This window comes from Flavobacterium sp. N2550, assembly GCF_025947265.1.
Taxonomy (GTDB): Bacteria; Bacteroidota; Bacteroidia; order Flavobacteriales; family Flavobacteriaceae; genus Flavobacterium; species Flavobacterium endophyticum.
In genome coordinates, this window is the sequence record NZ_CP110007.1 from 3,515,744 (window position 1) to 3,536,932 (window position 21,189).

Consider the following 21,189-nt stretch of genomic DNA (forward strand, 5'->3'; position numbering starts at 1 on the left):
ATCCATCGCTAGAGAACTATACTAATAAGAAACTGCCAAAAACTGAAAAGGAATATGAAAAACCTACCACACAACTCCGCTACTCCTATCTTAAAATCAGACAGTCTTGTCTTTCCATCACGCGTCAATACGCTTGGAGATGACGAGCAATTGCCGGAAATCTTATTTATAACATCCTATCCTCCGAGAGAGTGCGGCATTGCCACCTATTCTCAAGATTTGATGAAAGCATTGAACAATCAATATGTAAGTTCTTTTTCCTTGACCGTTTGCGCTCTGGAAAACGAACACGAAAAACATCTGTATGCCGACGAAGAAGTAAAATATACTTTAAATACTTCTGATCCTGCTTCATTTAGGGCTATTGCAGAAACTATAAATAATGATGACAATATTAAGGTAGTCGTAATTCAGCATGAGTTTGGGCTTTTCCAGGACAATGAGAGCTTCAATGCATTCTTATTAGAAATCGAGAAGCCTTTGGTAGTTGTATTCCATACGGTATTGCCGAGACCCGATGTTGAATTCCAGAAAAAGGTACAGCATATTCTTGACAGGGCGGATTCTATAATTGTAATGACAAAAAATTCAGAAGCCATCCTTAAAGAAGATTATACGGTAGCTTCTGAAAAAATCAGCGTGATTCCGCACGGAACCCACTTGGTACCGCATACCGACAAAAATGCGTTGAAAGCCAAATATGGCGTCAAAGGCAGAAAGGTACTTTCTACTTTCGGACTTCTTAGTTCTGGAAAAAGCATTGAGACGACTTTAGACGCGCTGCCAAATATTATAAATAAAAGCCCAGACGTGCTTTTCCTAATTATAGGCAAGACCCATCCGGGCGTTGTGTTGCATGAAGGAGAATCGTATCGCGATTCCTTACAGCAAAAAATCAAAGAATTGAAACTTGAAAATCATGTGCAGTTCGTAAACAAATATCTTCCGTTGAATGAATTACTGGATTATCTGCAACTGACCGATATTTATCTTTTCACTTCTAAAGATCCGAACCAAGCTGTCAGCGGTACTTTTTCGTATGCCATGAGCTGTGGTTGTGCGATTGTTTCTACGCCGATTCCACATGCCAAAGAAATGCTTGCCGATGGTTCTGGACTTACTTTCGACTTTGGAAACTCCAAACAATTAGCCGAAGCCGTGAATTTGCTTATTTATGATATCGGCTTGCGAAAAAATATGATACTGAATGGTCTTCATAAGATCATGCATACCGCTTGGGAAAATTCAGCAGTGGCGCATGCCGTATTATTCCAGAAAGTTTCAGGCGGAAAAATAGAACTGCATTACAGGAATCCGAAACTCAACTTGGATCATATTAAAAAGATGACTACTGAATTCGGAATGTTCCAGTTTTCAAAATTAAACCGTCCTGATCCAAATTCAGGCTATACGCTTGACGACAATGCCAGAGCGTTAATTGCTTTGTGCCAAGATTACAAGCTCACAAGAGATATTGAGGACTTAAAATACATCAACATTTATCTGAACTTTATTTCCTATTGTATCGACGATGATGGAAAATTCAAGAATTATGTGGATGTAGACAAAAATTTCACACCTCAAAATAATTCTGTAAATCTTGAAGACAGCTCCGGCCGTGCGATATGGGCTTTAGGATATTTGGTATCATTGGCTCCTATGCTGCCTTCAAATTTTACTAAAAAAGCTGAAGCCCTATTCAGGAAAGCCATGCTGCAAACTGAAAAGATGCACTCGACAAGAGCGATGGCTTTTATTATCAAAGGACTGTATTATTTCAACAGACAGGTGAAAGATCTCGACAATCAAATCTATATCAAAATATTTGCCGACAGGCTGGTGCAGATGTACAAGCATGAAAGCTCTATAAACTGGAAATGGTTTGAAAGCTACCTTACCTATGCCAACAGCGTACTTCCTGAAGCGCTTCTTTGTGCTTATGCTGTCACGAATAAGGAAGAATATAAAGAAATTGCAAGAGAATCTTTTGACTTCTTGCTGGACAATACTTTTTCTGATAACAGTATCAAAGTAATTTCCAACAAGAGCTGGCATATTAAAGGGCAAGACAAGCATAGTTATGGAGAACAGCCAATTGATGTGGCGTATACTATCTTAGCCTTGCGTAAGTTCCATGATATTTTTAAGGATGAAGAATACCTTAATAAGATGGAAATTGCTTTCAACTGGTTCTTGGGCAACAATCATCTAAAACAGATTATTTACAATCCGTGTACGGGCGGCTGTTTCGACGGACTTGAAGAAAACAACGTAAACCTTAACCAAGGCGCCGAATCTACTTTGAGTTATTTGATGGCCAGACTGACAATAGCACGCTATTTCGGAAATGCAAATACGATTTACTTCCGCAAAAAATTAAAAGCAACAAAACTTTTGCTTCTAAAGAGTTAATTATTAATTCACTGCAAAAAAGCCAGCTGTTTAGCTGGCTTTTTTTATGGGCATAAAAAAAGAGGCCGAAGCCTCTTTTTTATTTCTATATTATTTTCTGGATTCTAATGTTTTCACATTGCTGTCATTCAATCCGTATGCTTTGATTACTGCATTGTAGTCGCTAAGGTCAACTGCAGGTGCAGCTGTAGCTCCTTTACCAGAATTTGCTGCTTTGTTAGACAGGTAGCCTGGAATAATTACGACACGGAAAACTTGGTTTACAGAAAATGCTGGTTCTTCTTCAGCAGGGAAATTACTATCAATATAAATATTGATTGAATTTACAGTAAAGTCAAAAGTATATTGCAAATACTCAGCTCCAGAGCTAAAGAAATACGTTTGTGGAAGTGCTTCCCATACATCTTGTCCTCCTGCAGTACCTGAAAGCCTATATATCATAATCATGTCTGAATTGAAAATAGGAGGAAGCAAAGAGTAGTTAATTTTATAACCGTTTCCTGCGTTGAAAGTTGTGTTTTGGTTGATTTCAAAAACCTCTGCAATTGTGTCGTTATCAACACGATCGTCATCGTTAGTACAACTTTGTAATGCTGTCATTCCGACAATAGCTAAAAGTAAAAATATTCTTTTCATAATGTTATTTTTTATTTGTTTATAAATGTATTCCAAAAATAAAGCCAAAAAAAAGTTTTTAGAGAAATTTAATACTTTTTTATTCGATTCTCTAGGTTTGGCTTTCCTTAAAAAGGTTGTAACTTATTACATATTAATTAAATAAACTAAAAATATATTTTCTTTTAAATAATCCGTCTTTTTCAAAAAATAATAAATCACTACTAATTTTCCTTTCTAACTATTCCTTTTTTCTTTTCTAAATATGCTTTCAAAAGACCGCTCAAATCCACCTTGTGGAATTTTTGAGGTTTGTTTATAAAAGGCTTTCTGGAAAAATTTTCATTGGTCAGGTAATACTGCAATCCGTTTTCTGTGGCAACTCCTTCTACTTGATGGAATGGCAGCCGCAGCTTGATTCTTCTTTTGTTTCCGGCAAAAAAATCAGCGCCGCTAAAATCGTATAAGAGATATAAAAAAGGCTTGAGTCGTTTGGTATAGCCGCATAAGACGACCAAATTCTTTGACTCTAAAAAAGTGGCTCCGGTAATCAATCCTCTTACATCGTGTATTGTTTTTAATTTCGCTATGTGCTGGCCTGGAAGTTTCGGGAGCGAATATACCGCCGTCTTCTGAGATGTCCATTGCTTGGTAAAAATATAGATGCTGTCTTTTGAAACGATAAAAGCTTCGCCGTCATACTCTGTCTTGTTGGCTCTTGAAGGCGTGAAATCTATCTGATCGGAATAGCTGAAATGGATCGTATCAATTACTGGATCTATGGAAAGCGAATTCTTTTCAATTCGCAGGATGCGTAAGTCTTTCCTGTTGCCAGCCGAGTTGTTTCCGAAATCGCCTATATAAAGATAGCTGCTATCCTGCGAAATCTCCTCCCAGTCTTTATTTGCCACATTTTTCAATTCATACGATTGCTGTATTTCGCCGGAAATCGTGTCTAAGGCATAAAGAGCTGTATCCTTGTCGTCATTCTGCGTCCACAGTTTTCCATCCCAAAAGAGAAGGCCAGAAGTTTCGTGTAATTTCTTGTCTAGCTTTTTAGAAAAATCGGGTTTTATCTTTGCTTTTTTATAGTCGCAGCTCCCGTCGTTCCATGTGGCTTGCGGATTGTAGTTTTTAGACAGCGGATCTGTACAGCCCGAAACCTGCGCTCTTGCACCTAAAGTAAAAGCAATATTCAGAAGGACGACGAGCCAGCAGAGAGTCTTCATGTTTTTTTATTTACCGCATAAAAATAACGAAAAAGAAATGGATTGTGTTCGGCTAAAAAGTTTTGCCTTCGGTATTTCTTGCGCGTTCTATATCTTCTAGCGTGGCACATTTGGTGTTGACCCTAACCTCATCGATTAAAAAAGGCAGGTGTATGCATTCTACTTCTGAAAGGTCTTCATTCAGATAATCTTCTACATCTTTCAGGTCGTAAAACCAATATTTGTCAAACTGTACTTTTTTTATGGAAGCGTCTTTCAGCAGGATTTCTTCTTTTAGTTTTTTGATCATGGTGAGGCTAAAATTCTTGTACTACAAAGTACGGGATTTGAAATAGAGAATCCCCTACTCCATAAGTGTTTTAACAAAAAAAGGCTCTCGGAAATACATCCTGAAAGCCTTTTTGTTATTTCTCAACTAGTTTACGACGTCAAAAAATAATCAATGAGCAACTTGCTGCCTTCTTTCCACCGTATCCAGCCTGACTTCAGACTGCCGCCGCCAACATCGTCGCAATGCGGGCCTGTGAAGATCTGGATCCAATCGCCTTTCATGGTCTTGACTTGAAAACATTCGTCTCCATCAAATTGGATTTCTTTGGCTTCATCGTTGGGCTGTGTCCTGATTTCTTGCGGAAAATCATTTCGGGAAATCATAAACATTTCTTTCAAGAATCCTTCCCAGGTATTGAGGTCGGTTGTTTTGGTTTTCCTGAGCCAATACGATTCTCCTGTTTCGTTGTTTACAATTATTTCGACCCAAAATCGTTCTTCCGACTTGCATCTAAAAATGAGCTGGTTGTCTTCTATAGCAAATATTTCGGGTTTCAGCCATTTTTCATGATTTTCGAAATCTTTGAGGTCGAGGCTTTCTGTGTTTTCATCGTTAAAGAACTCGAGAATGTGCTTGGGTTCTTTGTCATAAGGATCTGCGTATAGTTTCAGTACCGTCTGTCCGTTCAATTTTACAGATACGATTCCGATTCCGATATCCGCTTGCGCCATAGCATTAAGGGATATCAAGAGAACAATTGCTTGTAGAAATTTCATTATGTGGGTTTACTTGTTTTAATAGCGTATAGAAAGAACGTTTTAAAAATCTTTTTATTTTGTCTTTTAAATTACTGTCTCTTATATTATTGTGCTACAGTGCCATTGGCTTTAAAAATTTTTGAAAAGAACAAAGCATGATACGGCAGTGCATTCTCCCAATATTCCCAAGTGTGGGCGCCAGGGCGTTCGGTATACTCATGAGACACTTTGCCGTAGACAAGCCTTCTGTGCAATTCCCTGTTGGGTCCGATCAAAAAATCATCTACGCCGCAATCAATAATCATCGGCAGGGCGTTTGCCTTCATCTTGTCAACCATATTCAGCACAGCATGGGCTGCATATACTTCTTGGGGTGCTCCTTCCGGCCCGAAAACAGGCTCCATCAGTTTGTCTATTCTTTCTGGCGCGTCTACGCCCATGTTTTTCATGGTTCCCATATCGACGGCGCCGCTCATGCTTCCGGCTGCGGCATATAGGTCAGGGTGTTTTGTCGCTAAATACAAAGCGCCGTGTCCGCCCATAGAAAGGCCCGTGATGACACGTCCCTTTTTCTCATGGATCGTCCTATAGGTCTGGTCGATTTTCTGGACGACTTCTTTGGTGATGTAGGTTTCAAACTGGCTTCCTTTGTTTACGGGGCTGTCGAGGTAAAAGCTAAACGTCTGGCCTTCTGGCATGACGATAATGATATCGTATTGATCGGCCAGGTCTTTGACCGTCATTTTATTCGGCGTGCTTTTCAGCCAGTCCCTAAAATGTCCGTAGGCTCCGTGGAGCAGGTACATCACCGGATATTTGGATTTGCTTTTTGAATACGAGTTCGGCAAGACTACCGCCGCGTTGTAGGTTTTTCCCATAGCGGTGCTTGGAATGGCTAGCGTATCTACTTTGGCTGCTTGCGAAGCGAGGCCAGACAGCAGGAAGAAAACAGCTAAGAGTAGCTTTATATTTTTCATAAGCGAATATATTGATTCAAATTAACGATTTAATTTCAACATCTTGAAGAGAACGTTGCGGTGTTTATAGCTCTTCCTTTTTTTTCATGGTCCGTACGTGTTCCAGATAGGTCCTTATCTTTTGCTCGAGTTCTATCGGATAGGGATAGCCGAGCTTTTTTGCCATCTCTATTCCCAATTCTGAGCCGATATCGGCATAGGCAAACAGGGCACGCCAGTTGTCTTCTATGTCGCTTCCAGAGAATGTGGCTTCAATTTTTTTCCATAGGACTGGCGGCAGGTATTTTTTAAACAGCCTTCCTTTTTTATTGGTCGAGACTTTCCAATCGTGCTCCAATCCGATATGCCATTCGATTATTGTGGTGAAGTACTGCGTCCGCATGTTATCTTCGGACATGAACTTGGCGTAGAACAGGTCGCCGCGCCAAAGGCATTTGGCTACGTAGGTCATGTCCCACCAGAAATCATTAAACAGCGTGGCAAATTCCTGCTCCGTAGGTTTGTGGATCATTACGGCTTCATAGGTAGGCGGCTTCATGTTTTTTGTAAGACCGTCTTTGTCTAATAACACGACATAGCCTACATCCCAATCTTCTTGGAGTTCGTCTGCTGCCACATCTTCTAAAAATTTTTCTACGGAATAGATCTTGAAGTCTACTTTGGTATAGTTTTCATAAAAGACCATCCGCATGGCGTGCCTGCCTTCAAAGGCGTCTTCGTTTTCGACAATCATGGCTATCTTTTTGCCAAAGCTTTCAACCCAAGTATCGTCTGATAAAAACTGCTGGATGTCGCTTACGACAAACTCAATGTCCAAATCGCTGAACGGGTCTACTGGGGCATAGGGATTCACGAGCGAACTGGTCAAGAGTACTGCCCTGATAGCCTCGTTGGAGGCGGCCCAGTCTACAATTTCCATCAATTGGATTTCTCGCTTGTTTTCCATTGCCGGTTATAGGGTATCTAGGGTGCGTTTTGTCAGTTCGCTGTTTTCCGCGTCGCCTGTATTCAGCGTGGTTGCGGGCTCAAAAAGCAAAACAGAGACTTCTTGCGGTGCTACCGGCCGATGCTCTACGCCTCGCGGCACGATCAGGAATTCGTTTTCTTTCAGTTCTACAGTTTTGTCGCGAAATTCCATCTGAAACTGGCCGCTGACAACCATGAACATCTCGTCTTCGTTATCGTGCTTGTGCCAGACAAATTCTCCTTGAAACTTGACCAGCTTGACGTGCTGTCCGTTCAGCTCTCCGACAATTCTTGGATTCCAATAATCGTTGAATAAGGAAAGCTTTTGTGTTATGTTTACTTTTTCCATTTCGTTACCGTGACTTGTTATTGTGTCTTATTCTAAAAGCATCCTGAATCCGTAAACGGCCAGTTCCCCTTGCATAAAATCGAGGTCTTCTGATCTTTTGAATCCCATGCGTTCATACATTTTCCAGGCGGTCTGCATGGCCATTGTCGTATGGATGATGATCTGCCTGTTGCCGTCTTCTCTGGCTCTATTGATACAGGCTTCGGTCAGCAACTTGCCGATGCCTTTGCCTCTTGCGGAGGGGCTTACGGCCAAAAGCCTGAATCCTGAAGTGTTTCTTTCCTGCGTGGCAGTTCCTCCGGAACCATAGTAGTGCATATCGCCAAAATAAACCACGCCACCTTCGATAGTTCCTGCAGGAGAAACGGCTGTCAAAAGCGCTCCACTGGGCTTGTCGGCAAATTCGCCAACGGCAGCCAGCTTTTTATAGTAATCGGGCTGCTCTGACGGTTTTGGAAAACCTTCGAGCTGCGAATAGGTTGCTACCATCAGCTTTCCGATTTCTTCAAATTCGGAAGGCCGTGCTTTTCGTACGATGTATTCTTTGCTTTCCATACTTGCTCTAGCAGCGTTTTCTTGCTGAACACGAAGTTATAAAAAATAAAGCTCGATTGGGCGGTTTACTTACTTCTGTTCTTGCTTGTGGATCTGGTGCAGTATAAAATCTTTCCTTTCTGCAACAGTGCCTTCTGGTACTTCAATGATTTTGTAGCCGTAGGCTTCATAGGTCTTTTTCATCTGTTCAAAGGTGGCTTCGGCCTCGTTCCAGTCTTGCTTTCTTTCGCTGTCGGTTTCATAAATGGCTTTCCAGGGCGGGAAGATAAAAACGGTAGAACTGTAGCGATAGGTTGCGGCTATTTCTTGCATCTCGGGCGTTGGATCTTTGCCTATGATAGCCGCATAACAAAAAGCATCTAAAATACCTCGATCAAAAAATAAAGGCGACAGACTAGCTGCCGCTGCCACTTCTTTATAGCTTTCTACAGAAGCCTGCAGCATCAGTTCCATATAACGTTCCTTATTTTTCCACGGGAGCGCGTCTCCTGCTGTGGCTATCTGTTCTTTGATGATTGCGCGTGCGGTTTCGGGCACGGTACTGTAGCTGCTTTTTTGGAGCTCGTCTAAGACAGCGGTCTTGCCTACCCCCGGTCCGCCCGTAAGAATGTAAAAATGTTCGTTTTGGAATTTCATATCAGTCTGTTATTGTCTTTTTGATACTGCTTTCAAAGTTAGGAAAAAGCGGCTTTTTGGCGCGGCAAGGGTACCTTGGTTTTCTTTATTCTTCAAACAGGCGCAGCATGTGGTCGATGGCTCCTTCTGAATGCAGGGCATCGGTCTGTTCTAGAGTCATCTTTGCGGTCTGCGAGGCCCTGCTGCGCATTTGTTTTTCGTACTGTGCGATGGCAGTAGTCATGTCTGCATATTCTGGCGACGTGAGGCATTCGCTAAGTTCTAAAGCATCCAGCATGGCCATGTTCACGCCTTCTCCTGCATAGGGCGGCATAAGGTGCGCGGCATCGCCCAGCAAGGTCATATCGGCACGGGCCTCCCAAGTCTGGTCGAGCGGCATGTAGTATTGCGGCCTTGGAACAAAAGAGGTTCCTTTGGCCGTTACTAATTCTTGCCAGACAGCATCCCAATCTGAAAATTCTTTTTGAAACCAGGCGGCTACCGATTGGCTGTCCTTAAAATCGATACCGCTGTCGCGTACCCAAGATTCGTCTCTCCAGCATCCGGTATAGAAAGCCAGGCTGCCGTCGCCTTTGGAACTGACGATTATGGATTTGCTGTCGCCAAACGCAAAGACCTTGCCTCCTTTGACGAGCTCATGGATACGGGGCGCGTTCTTTTCGGCTTCGTACAGCGTGCCTTCTACGACAGTGATGCCGGAATAAAACGGCTTGATGGACGTGAGATTGGGACGTATTTTTGAATTGGCGCCGTCGGCTCCTATGACCAGGTCGGCCGTTGCTGTCGTACCGTCTTGAAAGAACAGCGTCCAGCCCTTTTCTTCTTGCTGTAGCGACAGTATGTGGCTGTTCCATACGACCGTTTCGGGCTCTAATGAATCGAGCAGGATGTCGCGCAGCGGCCCGCGGTCGATCTCGGGACGGAAGTGCTCGTGGCCAAAGTCGGTGCGACTCTCTTCTTCTTCGTGCTGGTCGTAAGCGATGTGTGCGTGCTTGTCGGCAATACGCATCTTGTCGGCTCCCGGTCGGTAGTTTTGCTTAAAGGCATCCATAAGGCCTGCTTGTTTAAGGGCTTTGAGTCCTGAGTCGTCATGCAGGTCGAGCGTGGCTCCTTGTACTCTTACAAACCGTCCGGCGTCTCTTTCGTATACTTTTACGTTGGCGCCCTTGCGTTGCAAAAGTCTGGCGAGCGTGAGTCCTCCGGGACCGCCGCCTACGATGGCTATCTTTTTGTCTTGTAGTACCATAGTGTTGAAAATTTAAGTTTTACAAGGCAAAACTATTGCTTCTTCAACAGTGAAAATTGTATAAATCGGTCGTTTTTGTTTTGGGATAAGGCTTTGGGAGGCACGCCGGAAAACTTCTTGACGTCGCGTATGAAATGGGCTTGGTCGGCAAAGTCCTGCTCGGGGAACAGCTTGCCTTCTTTGAGGTGGTCAAAAGAGGCCCTGAACCGTAGTATGTCGCAATAGGTCTTGAGCGGAAGGCCGAACTGGCTGCTGAAATAGCGGTTGATCTGCCGGCTGCTCCATCCGGCTGTTTCGGAAAGTTCTTTTACCGTCATACTACCGTTAGAAGCATAAATCTGTTCAAAAAGCCGTAGCTTCCTGCTATCGGGACTGGTCTGTATCAGGCTTTGTATCTTCTGGGTTATCTTATGGCAGAAAGAATCAAAATTGGACAGGTCGTCTTTTGTGATGTCCCAAAAATCGGCAGGCAGAATACATCCGTTATTCAGCAGCGAAGAAACACTGCCTTCTAGCAGGTATTCTACTGCAAGCAGGCGAAGGCTGACGGCAAGCATGATTCGTCCGGGTTCCAGTTCGGTATACGAAGGTTCGGTATCGAGTCCGCGAAGGTTGCCTTCGAAAGGGTCTGAATCGGAATAGGAAAACAATATATCGATCCTTCCATCGGGCAGCACGATGATACTTTTGGGCTCGGCCGAGGTGCTATGAAGCATCCAGAAGCTTTCGACATAATCGGCTATCGAGGGATCGGGCTTGGCAATCTTGTATAGTAGCGGGCTTTCCATTCTTTACTGTATGCTGGCAGTACTATAGCTTCTTGGCCTCACTGCTCTACGAAATTACTAAAAAAAGTCGCCTGCGCAAAGCATCATTACTTCTTGCCGCGCCGAAGCTGATATTTATCATCTTTTAGACGAACAGGTTTGCCCATCTTTGCGATTCTTTTAAATTGTATTACATGACCACTACTCCTTCTATCCATACCTTCCATATTCCTGTCATGGGACTTTCGTTTACGATCGACAGTCCGATACGGGTCGCACAGTACGGAATTTCTTCTGTCGTTTCTATAGTCGATGATGAGCTTATCGAAAAGATGAGCGCGTTTTACAGCCAGAAATTTAGCCTGCCGTATCAGGAGATTACCAAAAAATTTCATGATTATCGTGCGGAACGCATCAAAAGCTACCTCAACTTGATGGACCGTATCGTCGGCGAGAAATTTGAGGCCTTTAAACTGGAGCTTTCGGAAAGCCGGCTGGCCCTCGACCGTTTTCTCGGCATGCTGCCGAACCAATCGGACTTCAAAAAGGGACTGCTCGAACTGCTCGAGAACGGCAACCAATTGGGACAGAGCGTACGCGACTTTCTGGAGCGGCATTTCTCGCCGGGGGCTATCGACGTGAACATCATGACGAAAGTCGACAGGGATACTTATGACAAAAACGAACTGCTTCCGCCTGCCTTTAGCGATGCCCATACGGCCCTGCGGGGCTTTGCGATGAGCCGGCTGCAATCGTCGGTCGTATTTTCTGCAGGCATGAATCCGCGGCTCTACAGCTATCTGGAAAGCTTTGGCTGTTTTTTTCCGGATGTGGAGGGACGGCTCGAGAAAAAAATCGTCTTGAAGGTGAGCGACTACCGATCTGCCTTGATACAGGGAAATTTTTTGGCCAAGAAAGGCTTATGGGTGTCGGAATACCGTATCGAGTCGGGACTGAACTGCGGCGGGCATGCGTTTGCTACGGAAGGGCTGCTGCTGGGCCCGATATTGGAGGAGTTTCGGCTGAAACGCAATGAGCTGGCGGCGGGAGCGCACGTGCTGTTGTCGAAAGCCTTGGAACAGAAAGGGCTTCCGGTTCCGGCACAGCCGCTGCCGTTAAAGATTACGGTGCAAGGGGGCGTGGGTACGGCGGCTGAGCATGATTTTTTACTGCAGCAGTACGGGGCCGATGCCGTGGGATGGGGCTCTCCTTTCTTGCTGGTGCCCGAGGCTACCTCTGTTGATGGTGAAACCCGAAAGCTGCTGGCTGCCGCCGGCGAAAAGGATTTGTACTTGAGTCGTATCTCGCCGTTGGGCGTGCCTTTTAATACGGTACGGGGCACGACGAACGAGCGGCTGAAACAGCACCGCATCGATTTAGGACGTCCGGGGAGTTCGTGTCCAAAGAAATACCTTGCGCTGGATAAGACGCTTGATGAGAAGGGGCTTTGTACGGCATCACGCAAGTATCAGGAGCATCAACTGGCCTTAGTAGAGCATGAGAAAGAGGGGCTTAGTGTTGAAGCGTATAAAAAGAAACGGTTTGACATTACGGAAAAAGCCTGCCTCTGCGTGGGGCTTGCCAATGCGTCGTATCTGGAGCAGGGCATCACGGTAAAGGGCGAAGCGCAGGGCGTTGTGGTCTGCCCGGGACCTAATATGGCGTATTTTGACCGAGAGGTGACGCTGTATGATATGGTACGCCATATTTACGGCAACGGTTCTGTGATGGGTTTTCCGGACCGTCCGAATTTGTTTGTAAAAGAGGCGCGGCTGTATATCGATTATTTAAAAAAGGAGGTGCTGCAATATGGCGCTGCGGCTACGGCGGGACAGCTAAAGAAATGGACAGCGTTTCAGAAGAACTTGCTTGGGGGGATTGCGTATTATAAGGAATTGTTCGAGTCGGTTTCTGTAGTTTTGGGAATGGATGCTGATCCATGGAGCGTGTTACAGGAGGAGATTGAAAGAATAGAAATTGGAATACCCTGCTAACTAAAAACCGAAACAGTTATTGTTTCGGTTTTTTATGCGGTATTATCTTTCAAATCCGATTGATTTTTTATCAGACTTATAAAGTGCCCGCAGTTCGGCATACTTTTCTTCTAGTTCTGCTTTGGTCACTACCTCAATATCATATAGCCATTTCAGATTATGGTAATTGTAGTCGTACTCAAGGTTTGAATCTATCTGAAAATAGGTTTCTTTTAAATAGGCATTTCTTTTTTCGTATAGCATATCCAAAAAAGTATTGGTCTCTAGTACGCTTGGCTTGTCTTTTTCGACGAGAAGAAAGGTATTATTTGCAAGCTTGATCTTCCAGAAGCTTTTGCGGTTCAGTAAATAAAAGCCTAGAAAACCGACAGCTACTGTTCCGAAAATAATAAACATTTCTAAGCCAGACGACTCGCCTTCCGTCTCGGCAAATGAAAAACCAAGCAAAGCGATTACGAAAAATCCTATTGCGATAATAGCAAAAATAAGCTGCATGTCTTTATATGAGTTTTTTTCGCGTATATCTTCATATCGAATCTTATATTCGTTCTCGTTACCGTATTTTAAGGTCTTATAATTAAGCTTTGCTTCTAGCAGCGTTATTTCGCGAGTAATAAAAAGTTTTCTTTGGCGTAGTGTTTCCATCGTTTCTTGTATAATAGTACAGCATTGCTTGTCATTCGTATCAATGCGACACGAATATATTAAAAAAGCTTGAGAGCTTATTGTTTTTTTTAGATAGTGTGTTTCTTATAAACAAGAGACCTTTCTGTTGAAAGGCCTCTTGTTCGCAAACCTACTTATTTGGAGAGTGTCATATCAAGGTTGTTGATCTGCCCTCTTTTGATTTGGAATGGCCTGGAGCTAAACGGCTGGTAGTCTCTGGCCTTGGCTGTCACAATGATCATTCCGTAAGGAATGCTTTTCATCTGGTAGTGTCCGTTGTCATCTGTAACAGCGGTAAAGGCCGTGCCGTTCAGGGCTACTACGGCATCGGGTATGGGTTTTCCTTGCGTATCGACAATCTTGCCCTTGAGCTGTGTGGAGGTTGAGGAAAGATTAATAATCACGCGGTTGGCTTTGTAGGCCAATACAAAATCGGGATAGTTCTTCTTAAAGCCTACAACGGTCTTGTCGAGGTGTTCTTTTAAAAGGAGGGCGTTCTTCGCAAATAGGTTTTTGATGTTCTCGCGTACTGCTTTTTTGATAGCCGCAGCATTCTTAGGATTCGGTACCTTCTGCTCATAGTCGTCAATCATGGCTTCTAAGGTATCGAGGGCAGACTGGTTGATTCCGTAGTGTGCCAGCCCCGACAGGTGTTCTTTTCCGATATCGCTAATGTTGCGGATACGCGAGCCTACTTGTCCATCCTTAGTGCGGAATAGGTCTGAAAATGAAAAACTAACTTTTTCCTTGAGTTCATTGTTGCCTGATTTGACGGCATAGGCAGAAATCGGCAGGGCGATGTCTATGGCCATCATGGCCAGTGCTTTTTTGGCTTCCACCTTGTCGGTCGTGATTCCTTTGGTGACCAGGTCTTCTTGCTGGAATGCTGCTACTATGGCCGCATTGTTGGTCTTGAGTAAAAGAAACGATTCTTGAAAGGCGGGTACTGTGGCGATAATTACAGCGTTGCTGTCTCCATGGGCTTCTACGGCCCTGCTCATTCGCAGGCGTGCTTCTTGTGTCTTGTTCATAGTAAGCTGATTTTATGGTTTATACTTTTCCAAATTTAACGAAATCTGTTATATAATATTGTATTTTATGATAATTTATATTAATTATCACAAATATTGATATAATTTATTGATTGTTATATTTAATTGAAAAGGTTGTAAAGTCGATTGTAAAGTGATTAAAGTGCGTTGTACACACTCTAAAGGCAATTGCTGAACTTGTAAAGGCGATTGCAAGCTCTAAAAGCGTATTGCATAGGATACAGAGTCGATTGCAGCACCTACTAAGCTACTTGTATCGATAAAAAAGTGGATTTTTAAAGGTAAAAGATGGATTGCATGCTTTTATAAGTGAATTGCATGAAACAAAAAATAGGTTGTAGCGATTTAAAAGTCGATTGCACCGCTATGAATTACTGTTGTTTGTTGCTTTTTGGCTATAGCAGCCTCATATTTTGCGATGGTACTCTTCCTAGCCTTATTTAATTTTGTGCCTGCCTTAATTTAACGTTCTTTTTGGGTACTGCCGAACTATTAATGACTAGCTTTACAATAAACACATCCAGATGCAAGCTATATCCCACATTCTTACCCTGAGTTTTTCTAAGTGCAAGGTCTTGATAGAGGAAAAAGATATCAGGCAATTTTTGACCGAGAGAATCGAGAGCGGAGAGGAACTGCCACGGTATTTTGGAAAAGAACTGGACGGGAGCATCGAATGCAACGAAGGGGAATTTCTTTCGGAACTCCAGAAGTCAGGCTATATGCATTTTTATTTTAACGGCGAAAAAACGGCCAGCATCAACTATAAGATCAGTGATGAAGACGTGTTTGAATTGGTATTGTCTGCTCTTTCAGAAAACACGATACAGCAGATTGGGATTGATGATAAGGGCGTAAGCCTTTATATTGATTAGGTTATACCGAAAAAAGAAAGGTATCTTTATTAAAATCTGCACTGTCGAACTGAAATGAGATATCAACGATTGACTTGATAATCTTCTTAAGTCCATCAAAGTCTTTTGGCTTTTTGACAAAGATATTTGCCCGGTTATTAAACGCCAGTTCCTGATTGCTTTCTGTAGTGGAATTGGAATAGATGGCAATTGTCAAATCTTTAAGGGTATTGTGGGAACGGATTTCTTTAAGGCAGTCGATACCGCTCATTGCCGGAAAATGGATTTCTAAAAAAATAATATTCGGCAATTGTATATCGGTATCGTTCAGATGCTCCATCACGTCTTCGCAGCTATGAAAACACAAGAGCTTTAGGTTGCGGTCGATTTCTTCGACCGCTTTGCGGAAATTACGGCATTCTTCTATATCTTCATCCACCAAAACTATATTCGTAATAGCATACTCCTTCATTGACCTTCGATATTAATAATGTAATTTATACGTTTTTCGTAAAGGTAGTCAAAAAGCAGCCAAAAGATTTTTTTTGGCTTTTATTTAGGGTATTGTTGGCTTTGGCTTTAATTTATAAAGCTTTCTTTGGTGATCTCTATTTTGGAATCCTTCTTACTAAACAGCATCTAGTGACGTCTGTTTTCTTCTTATCACATAACCTAATGTTTTTTGTTTATTCGCTGGAGCACTGCTAGAAAAAGCAGATTATTTTGCTTTTTTCAAAGAAAAACTATAAAACGATATAAATTCTGCGTGAAATCGTATAATTTTTAGCTAAATAAATGGAAGTATTTTAAATGCCTGAAAAAAGACCCTTCTTTTATGATCAAACATGATGACTTAGTCGAACGGCATGAAAACTCTGGATGCCTGTCCAGAAATATATTGCTTTTTATTACTGCCGTAACACTTGTGGTTATTCTTGCAGCTTGCTGGATGTATCATATTCATTGCGTACGGGAGAAAGCATTACGGGAAATTATTAGTAAGGAATAAGAAAGCCGTACCTCTGAAGCAATGTTTCAGAAGTACGGCTTTTTCCTTATTGCAATTGCTCGGCTACAAATTTTCTGCTGTAGTCTTTTATGAGTTCTCTTGTCTGCCTAAACTGTTCCTTAATTTCATTCTCCGTGCCTAGCGCTTTGGCAGGATCGGGGAAATTATGATGGAAACGCAATGCTTTGGTCGGGAAGAAAGGGCAGTTTTCTTTGGCATTGTCGCATACCGTGATGACAAAGTCAAAGTCAATATCGAGGTATTCGTCGAGATTGTTTGAGGTATGGTGCGCAATGTCGATACCGTCTTCTTGCATGATAGCAATGGCCTTAGGGTGTACACCATGGGTTTCAACTCCGGCGCTAACGATAACGGCTTTATCGCCCGCGAAGTGCCTGAAATAGCCTTCTGCCATCTGGCTTCTGCAGCTGTTGCCCGTGCAGAGCACTAAAATCTTTTTTGTTTTCATATATTCTTATACAAGCAGCCAGATCAGGTTGATGATGCAGAATTTAGGATCGAATCCGAAAATAAGCTGCAAGACGATAACCGATGTGGTGATAATTATTGGTTTTTTATATCGAATCCATTTTTCTTTCATGGCTAGCAGCATCCTGAATTTGGCGCGCATCTGGAAGCGTCTGCCGTTGCTTGTAGTCCTGATAGCGCTACTTTTTGTTTTTGGGACGGAATGCCGCACGCTTCTTGCGCCAGGCACGCGGTTGTCTTGTTTTTTAGTACAAATGTTTTTCCGTTAAAGTCTAGATCGTATTTGCCGATCGTGCCGCTCTGGTATTCTACCTCTATTTCTGAATCTTCTATGCCTAGTTTTTCTTCGGACAGCTGGATGATGTGCAGCAGTTTGTTTGGCTTTAGCCGGTGTTCAAAATCATCTGCATTCCAGAGCTGGAAGCTTACGGCTTTTTCATGGCGGACGGTACCGCCGCAGTCGATAAAGTGTTTTTGGATGGTCCCTACTTCTGTAACGTGAAAGTGTTCGGGAACAAATGTCCCGTCTTCTAGCTGGAATTCGACATTTTCTAATGCCGGCAAAATCTGTTTTACGTCTGATAATTTCATGTGTTGTATACTTTTAACGTGTTAATCGTAATATTGCGATACATAAATCCAAAAAAAAGCCTAGCAGCATTCTTCCGTTTTGATGGTATCTGCAAAAAAATGGTTCAATTCTATTTTTATCTGTTTCCAGGCTTTTTCGTCTATGCAATAGCAAACGCTGGTGCCTTCAATATTCCCTTTTATTATTCCTATGTTCTTGAGTTCTTTTAGATGCTGGGAGATGGTGGCTTGGGCCAGTCCGAGTTCCTGCACCAAGTCGTTGCAGATACAGGCATCTTGCTTGATGATGTATTGCAGTATGGCAATGCGGGCCGGATGCGCCAGAGCTTTTAAGACTGTTGCCAGCCTGTTCTGCTCTTCATTAAAGATATCTTTTTTTGTAGCGCCCATGTTTTGTTTATTATATCGCAATATTACGATATATAATTTATAGAGACAAATTATTGGTGAAATTAATTGTGAGGCTTGGATGAAAGGCGAAAATACTGTCTATTTTTTCTATAGATAGAGCACTTATCTTCATATTCTCTGCATGATGCATCATATTCATACTTACGGAAAAAACATTAATGAAGATTATTGTTAATGAGAAGGAAGTCAATACGATAAGTTTGTATTTTGTTTTAAACATACAAAGGCTCAACAATGTCAAATCACTTACTGTTTTATATACTTGCTTAAAACTTCATATGTTACCATTGCTTTATGTTTTATTGTATATTTATTACCAAAATTAACATCTTCATCATGAATCATTTTTCTAAATATTTCTTCTTTTACTTTCTGTGGTAGTTGTCCTCTTCCTCCAAACTTCCTATGAATAGAGTCAAGATCTCGACTAAAATTTAGCAAATATCGCTTTGAAAGTTCGTTATAAAAATATTCTTTTATATCATCGATGACCTTTGGAGATACGCTTCTTATAAGTTCCCCTTTAAAAGGTGTATTCAAAACAATTTTACTAAGCTCATCCGGGATGTTTAAAAAAGGTTGATGCTGCAAATCTACATATGATCTGCTAAAATATAAAGCAATAACAAATTCATCAATTATTAGATAATATGGTTTTTGATAGTTAGGATGACAAAATAAAAGTGTTGAATGCTCAACAGAGTATTCAGGAGCTCTCAAAACTTTATACCCTATTTCTTTGAGATCAGGATTATCATTAGTTGTTTTAATATTTGCTCCGTCTAAATCTAAATATCTACACAATATTCTTCTTAATCTCTTTTGATCTCCTGCCTTAAGCCTAAAGCCACTTCGTGATGCTATAGATAATCTCCACATCACTGAAATCCAAAATAAAAAAGACAAGAAAGACTCTAACCCATTATTGTAATTTTTTTCTGGGGAATCAAACTTTTGAAGTGTATTCGCATATGCGCTTTCAATAACCGCTAGTTTTTTTTCGCAGATTGAGCAAAAGACATAGTCTTCAACTAATGGCAATGTTTTATTCTTATCAATAACTTCTTCAGTAACTTCACCAAAAATCTCTTCAATTTTTGCAACACTAGTAGCTCTTCCAAAATAAGATTTAGCGCCAAACTCCGAGAGCACGAATCCCAACTCTTTATCTCTACCTGTCATTCCTTCTTGATTATCTATCCTTTTTAAAAGAAAGTGAGGTACAATATGCGAGCCTTTCTTGTCGGCCTTAAGTGTTATACATAATTTACATTTCTTCATATTTTAATAAAATATAATTAATTTTCCTAAATCTCCTAATAGCTTAATAAAAGCTTCTCAAAAACGGCTTAAATTACTTATACCCCCTAGCCTGCAACAAAAACAACTCTGCATACCTTCCGTTTAGCGCGAGCAATTCCTCATGTGTCCCGATTTCGAGCAGCTGCCCTTTGTCTAACACCAAGATACGGTCGGCCAGGCGGGCTGTAGAAAAACGGTGCGAGATCAGCACGGCAGAACGTCCTTCGGTCATTTGGGCAAAACGCTGAAAGACTTCGTATTCGGCTCTGGCGTCGAGCGCGGCCGTCGGTTCGTCGAGAATCAGCACGGGTGCTTCTTTCATATAGATACGGGCCAAGGCTACTTTCTGCCATTCGCCTCCCGAGAGTTCTACTCCATTATTAAAACGCTTGCCGAGTGCCTGTTCGTACTGATTGGGCAGCTTGTCGGCTATGCCATCTGCCATGCTGCCTTGGGCTGCTTTTTTGATCAGCGCTTGGTTGCCAAGCTGGGTGATGTCGCCTACGGCAATGTTGCTGGATAGGGTCATCTGGTAGCGAAGGTAGTCTTGAAAGATAACGCCGATATTGTGCTGGAGCTCTTTGGGATCGTATTGCTTAAGGTCGATCCCGTCTAACAGGATGCGTCCTTCCGTCGGTTCGTAGAGGCGCGCGAGAAGCTTGACCAAAGTGGTCTTTCCGGCTCCGTTTTCGCCCACAAGCGCCAGCGTTTCGCCAGGGTGCAGCGTGAAATTAAGATGGCGGTTGGCCCAGTTCTCGCTGTGGCGGTACTTGAAGCCGACGTTCTCGAAGGTGAATCCTTCGCGAATCGGATTCGGGAACGGTATCGGATTCTTGGCAACGGCTATAGACGGCTTGATCTGGAAAAAGTCAAGGAAGTCGTTGAGATAGATAGCGCCTTGCGAGATGACGGTGAAGCGCAGCAGTATGCCTTCGGTAAAGGTTCGCAATTGGCGGAAAGAGCCTGCCAGAAAAGTAAGGTCGCCTACCGTAAGGTGGCCCGTAATGGTGCGGGTAATGATATAGACGTAGGCGCCGTAGTATCCGGTACTGCCGAGCATTGAAAAGAGCGTGCCCCAGAACGACCTGCGTTTGGCGAGCTTGCTGTTGTCGTAATAGAACTGGTCTGAAAGTTTCTTGAAACGCGCAATGACAAAATCGGCCAGATTGAATATCTTGATTTCTTTGGCCGTCTCGTCGCTGGCACCGAGGTAGCGGAGGTAATCAAGCTCGCGGCGCTCGGGGGTCTGGCTTCGGGTAAGGGAATAGTTCTGGCTGTTGAAATAGGATTCTCCGAGAAAAGACGGCAATATGGTGATGATGAGCAGCAGTATGAGCAGCGGACTGAAAGTAACGAGCCCTGCGATAAGGAAGACCATAGAGATAATGTCCTGCAGCTGCGACATGACCTGCGAGAGCAGCATGGTACGGCCGAGGGTCTGCTGGCGGGCACGCTCGAGCTTGTCGTAGTATTCTGAGTCTTCAGTTTGTTCTAAATCTAGGTCGGCGGCATGCCGCATGATCTTGACTGATGTATGGTTCGAAAAGGTATCTCCGAGCAGGCTGTCGAGCAGCGCAATGGTACGGCTCAGGGCGTCTGAAGTAATGGCAAGGATAAACTCAAGGGCAACGAGTTCCCACAGGTAGGTGGTGTCGTGCGGCTGTGGGGTGGTGCTGAGCTGCACGACTTGGTCTACGATGAGCTTGCCCACATAGAGCAAGGCTACGGGCATGGCGGAACGGAGGACACGGAGGACGATGCTGAACAATGTCTTTTTGGGACTGCTCTGCCAAACGAGCTTGAAAAAGGCAGGAAGGTTGCTCAAGGCGCTTATCTTTTCTTTGAAGGTAGGCTTTTTGGGAGCTATGGGCGGCTGTGGTTTTTTCATGCCTTAAATTTACAAATTTTTGCAAGGCCAATGGCAGGCGCCGGACTTGGTTTTCTGTACCCTGAAACGATAACCGCATTTGTTTGCAGTACAAAGGCTGTATTCTTATAGCTAGCCACATAAAAAAAGACCTCCGTAACGAAGGTCTTTCT

Annotated in this window: 23 protein-coding genes; 3 read left to right on the forward strand and 20 right to left on the reverse strand. The window is 43.0% G+C overall.

Annotated elements, in window-relative coordinates:
* Positions 1–54: 54 nt before the first annotated feature.
* Positions 55–2,412, forward strand: coding sequence for a glycosyltransferase (locus OLM56_RS15615; protein WP_264527622.1), 2,358 nt, complete (start codon positions 55–57; stop codon positions 2,410–2,412).
* A gap of 90 nt (positions 2,413–2,502) precedes the next feature.
* On the opposite strand, the gene OLM56_RS15620 is transcribed toward OLM56_RS15615, so the two are convergent.
* The 11 genes from OLM56_RS15620 to OLM56_RS15670 form a co-directional block, all read right to left on the reverse strand.
* Positions 2,503–3,048 (reverse strand): hypothetical protein, encoded by a 546-nt coding sequence (locus tag OLM56_RS15620; RefSeq protein WP_121374718.1) that lies wholly within the window; start codon positions 3,046–3,048, stop codon positions 2,503–2,505.
* Between the two features lie 203 nt (positions 3,049–3,251).
* Positions 3,252–4,256 (reverse strand): T9SS C-terminal target domain-containing protein, encoded by a 1,005-nt coding sequence (locus tag OLM56_RS15625; protein WP_264527623.1) that lies wholly within the window; start codon positions 4,254–4,256, stop codon positions 3,252–3,254.
* Positions 4,257–4,308: 52 nt separating this feature from the next.
* A complete protein-coding gene (locus OLM56_RS15630; protein ID WP_264527624.1) occupies positions 4,309–4,545 on the reverse strand; it encodes a hypothetical protein in 237 nt (78 codons plus the stop codon).
* Positions 4,546–4,676: 131 nt separating this feature from the next.
* On the reverse strand, positions 4,677–5,303 hold the full coding sequence (locus OLM56_RS15635; RefSeq protein ID WP_264527625.1) for a hypothetical protein: 627 nt from the start codon (positions 5,301–5,303) through the stop codon (positions 4,677–4,679).
* Positions 5,304–5,389: 86 nt separating this feature from the next.
* A complete protein-coding gene (locus tag OLM56_RS15640; protein ID WP_264527626.1) occupies positions 5,390–6,262 on the reverse strand; it encodes an alpha/beta hydrolase in 873 nt (290 codons plus the stop codon).
* Between the two features lie 64 nt (positions 6,263–6,326).
* Positions 6,327–7,208 carry an AadS family aminoglycoside 6-adenylyltransferase gene (locus OLM56_RS15645; protein WP_264527627.1) on the reverse strand — a complete coding sequence of 294 codons (882 nt, stop codon included), beginning with the start codon at positions 7,206–7,208 and terminating at the stop codon, positions 6,327–6,329.
* Between the two features lie 6 nt (positions 7,209–7,214).
* Positions 7,215–7,577, reverse strand: a complete 363-nt coding sequence (locus tag OLM56_RS15650; protein ID WP_264527628.1) for a cupin domain-containing protein — start codon at positions 7,575–7,577, stop codon at positions 7,215–7,217.
* Between the two features lie 27 nt (positions 7,578–7,604).
* Positions 7,605–8,132: a GNAT family N-acetyltransferase gene (locus OLM56_RS15655; protein ID WP_264527629.1), complete on the reverse strand. Its 528-nt coding sequence runs from the start codon at positions 8,130–8,132 to the stop codon at positions 7,605–7,607.
* A gap of 69 nt (positions 8,133–8,201) precedes the next feature.
* The gene (locus OLM56_RS15660; RefSeq protein ID WP_264527630.1) at positions 8,202–8,768 is read right to left on the reverse strand and encodes an AAA family ATPase; all 567 of its coding nucleotides are present in this window, start codon (positions 8,766–8,768) and stop codon (positions 8,202–8,204) included.
* Between the two features lie 85 nt (positions 8,769–8,853).
* On the reverse strand, positions 8,854–10,014 hold the full coding sequence (locus tag OLM56_RS15665; RefSeq protein WP_264527631.1) for an FAD-dependent oxidoreductase: 1,161 nt from the start codon (positions 10,012–10,014) through the stop codon (positions 8,854–8,856).
* A gap of 32 nt (positions 10,015–10,046) precedes the next feature.
* A complete protein-coding gene (locus OLM56_RS15670) occupies positions 10,047–10,802 on the reverse strand; it encodes a helix-turn-helix domain-containing protein (RefSeq protein WP_264527632.1) in 756 nt (251 codons plus the stop codon).
* Between the two features lie 173 nt (positions 10,803–10,975).
* On the opposite strand from OLM56_RS15670, the gene OLM56_RS15675 reads away from it, so the two are divergent.
* Positions 10,976–12,775 carry a hypothetical protein gene (locus OLM56_RS15675; RefSeq protein WP_264527633.1) on the forward strand — a complete coding sequence of 600 codons (1,800 nt, stop codon included), beginning with the start codon at positions 10,976–10,978 and terminating at the stop codon, positions 12,773–12,775.
* A gap of 42 nt (positions 12,776–12,817) precedes the next feature.
* On the opposite strand, the gene OLM56_RS15680 is transcribed toward OLM56_RS15675, so the two are convergent.
* Together OLM56_RS15680 and OLM56_RS15685 are read right to left on the reverse strand one after the other, a co-directional pair.
* Positions 12,818–13,420: a hypothetical protein gene (locus tag OLM56_RS15680; RefSeq protein ID WP_264527634.1), complete on the reverse strand. Its 603-nt coding sequence runs from the start codon at positions 13,418–13,420 to the stop codon at positions 12,818–12,820.
* A 155-nt stretch (positions 13,421–13,575) separates the two neighbouring features.
* On the reverse strand, positions 13,576–14,472 hold the full coding sequence (locus OLM56_RS15685; RefSeq protein ID WP_264527635.1) for a carboxypeptidase-like regulatory domain-containing protein: 897 nt from the start codon (positions 14,470–14,472) through the stop codon (positions 13,576–13,578).
* Positions 14,473–15,017: 545 nt separating this feature from the next.
* On the opposite strand from OLM56_RS15685, the gene OLM56_RS15690 reads away from it, so the two are divergent.
* Entirely contained in the window at positions 15,018–15,368 is a 351-nt protein-coding gene (locus OLM56_RS15690; RefSeq protein ID WP_264527636.1) for a hypothetical protein, read from the forward strand.
* A 1-nt stretch (position 15,369) separates the two neighbouring features.
* On the opposite strand, the gene OLM56_RS15695 is transcribed toward OLM56_RS15690, so the two are convergent.
* From OLM56_RS15695 to OLM56_RS15725, 7 genes are all read right to left on the reverse strand, one after another.
* Positions 15,370–15,819: a response regulator gene (locus OLM56_RS15695; protein ID WP_264527637.1), complete on the reverse strand. Its 450-nt coding sequence runs from the start codon at positions 15,817–15,819 to the stop codon at positions 15,370–15,372.
* 583 nt (positions 15,820–16,402) lie between these two features.
* Positions 16,403–16,825 (reverse strand): arsenate reductase ArsC, encoded by a 423-nt coding sequence (locus OLM56_RS15700; RefSeq protein WP_264527638.1) that lies wholly within the window; start codon positions 16,823–16,825, stop codon positions 16,403–16,405.
* Between the two features lie 6 nt (positions 16,826–16,831).
* Positions 16,832–16,987 (reverse strand): hypothetical protein, encoded by a 156-nt coding sequence (locus tag OLM56_RS15705; protein WP_264527639.1) that lies wholly within the window; start codon positions 16,985–16,987, stop codon positions 16,832–16,834.
* Entirely contained in the window at positions 16,960–17,436 is a 477-nt protein-coding gene (locus OLM56_RS15710) for a DUF6428 family protein (RefSeq protein WP_264527640.1), read from the reverse strand. Before OLM56_RS15710 ends, OLM56_RS15705 begins: the two co-directional genes overlap by 28 nt.
* 60 nt (positions 17,437–17,496) lie before the next feature.
* Entirely contained in the window at positions 17,497–17,826 is a 330-nt protein-coding gene (locus OLM56_RS15715) for an ArsR/SmtB family transcription factor (RefSeq protein WP_264527641.1), read from the reverse strand.
* 267 nt (positions 17,827–18,093) lie between these two features.
* A complete protein-coding gene (locus OLM56_RS15720; protein WP_264527642.1) occupies positions 18,094–19,128 on the reverse strand; it encodes a hypothetical protein in 1,035 nt (344 codons plus the stop codon).
* A 73-nt stretch (positions 19,129–19,201) separates the two neighbouring features.
* Positions 19,202–21,037 (reverse strand): ABC transporter ATP-binding protein, encoded by a 1,836-nt coding sequence (locus tag OLM56_RS15725; RefSeq protein WP_264527643.1) that lies wholly within the window; start codon positions 21,035–21,037, stop codon positions 19,202–19,204.
* Between the last annotated feature and the right edge of the window lie 152 nt (positions 21,038–21,189).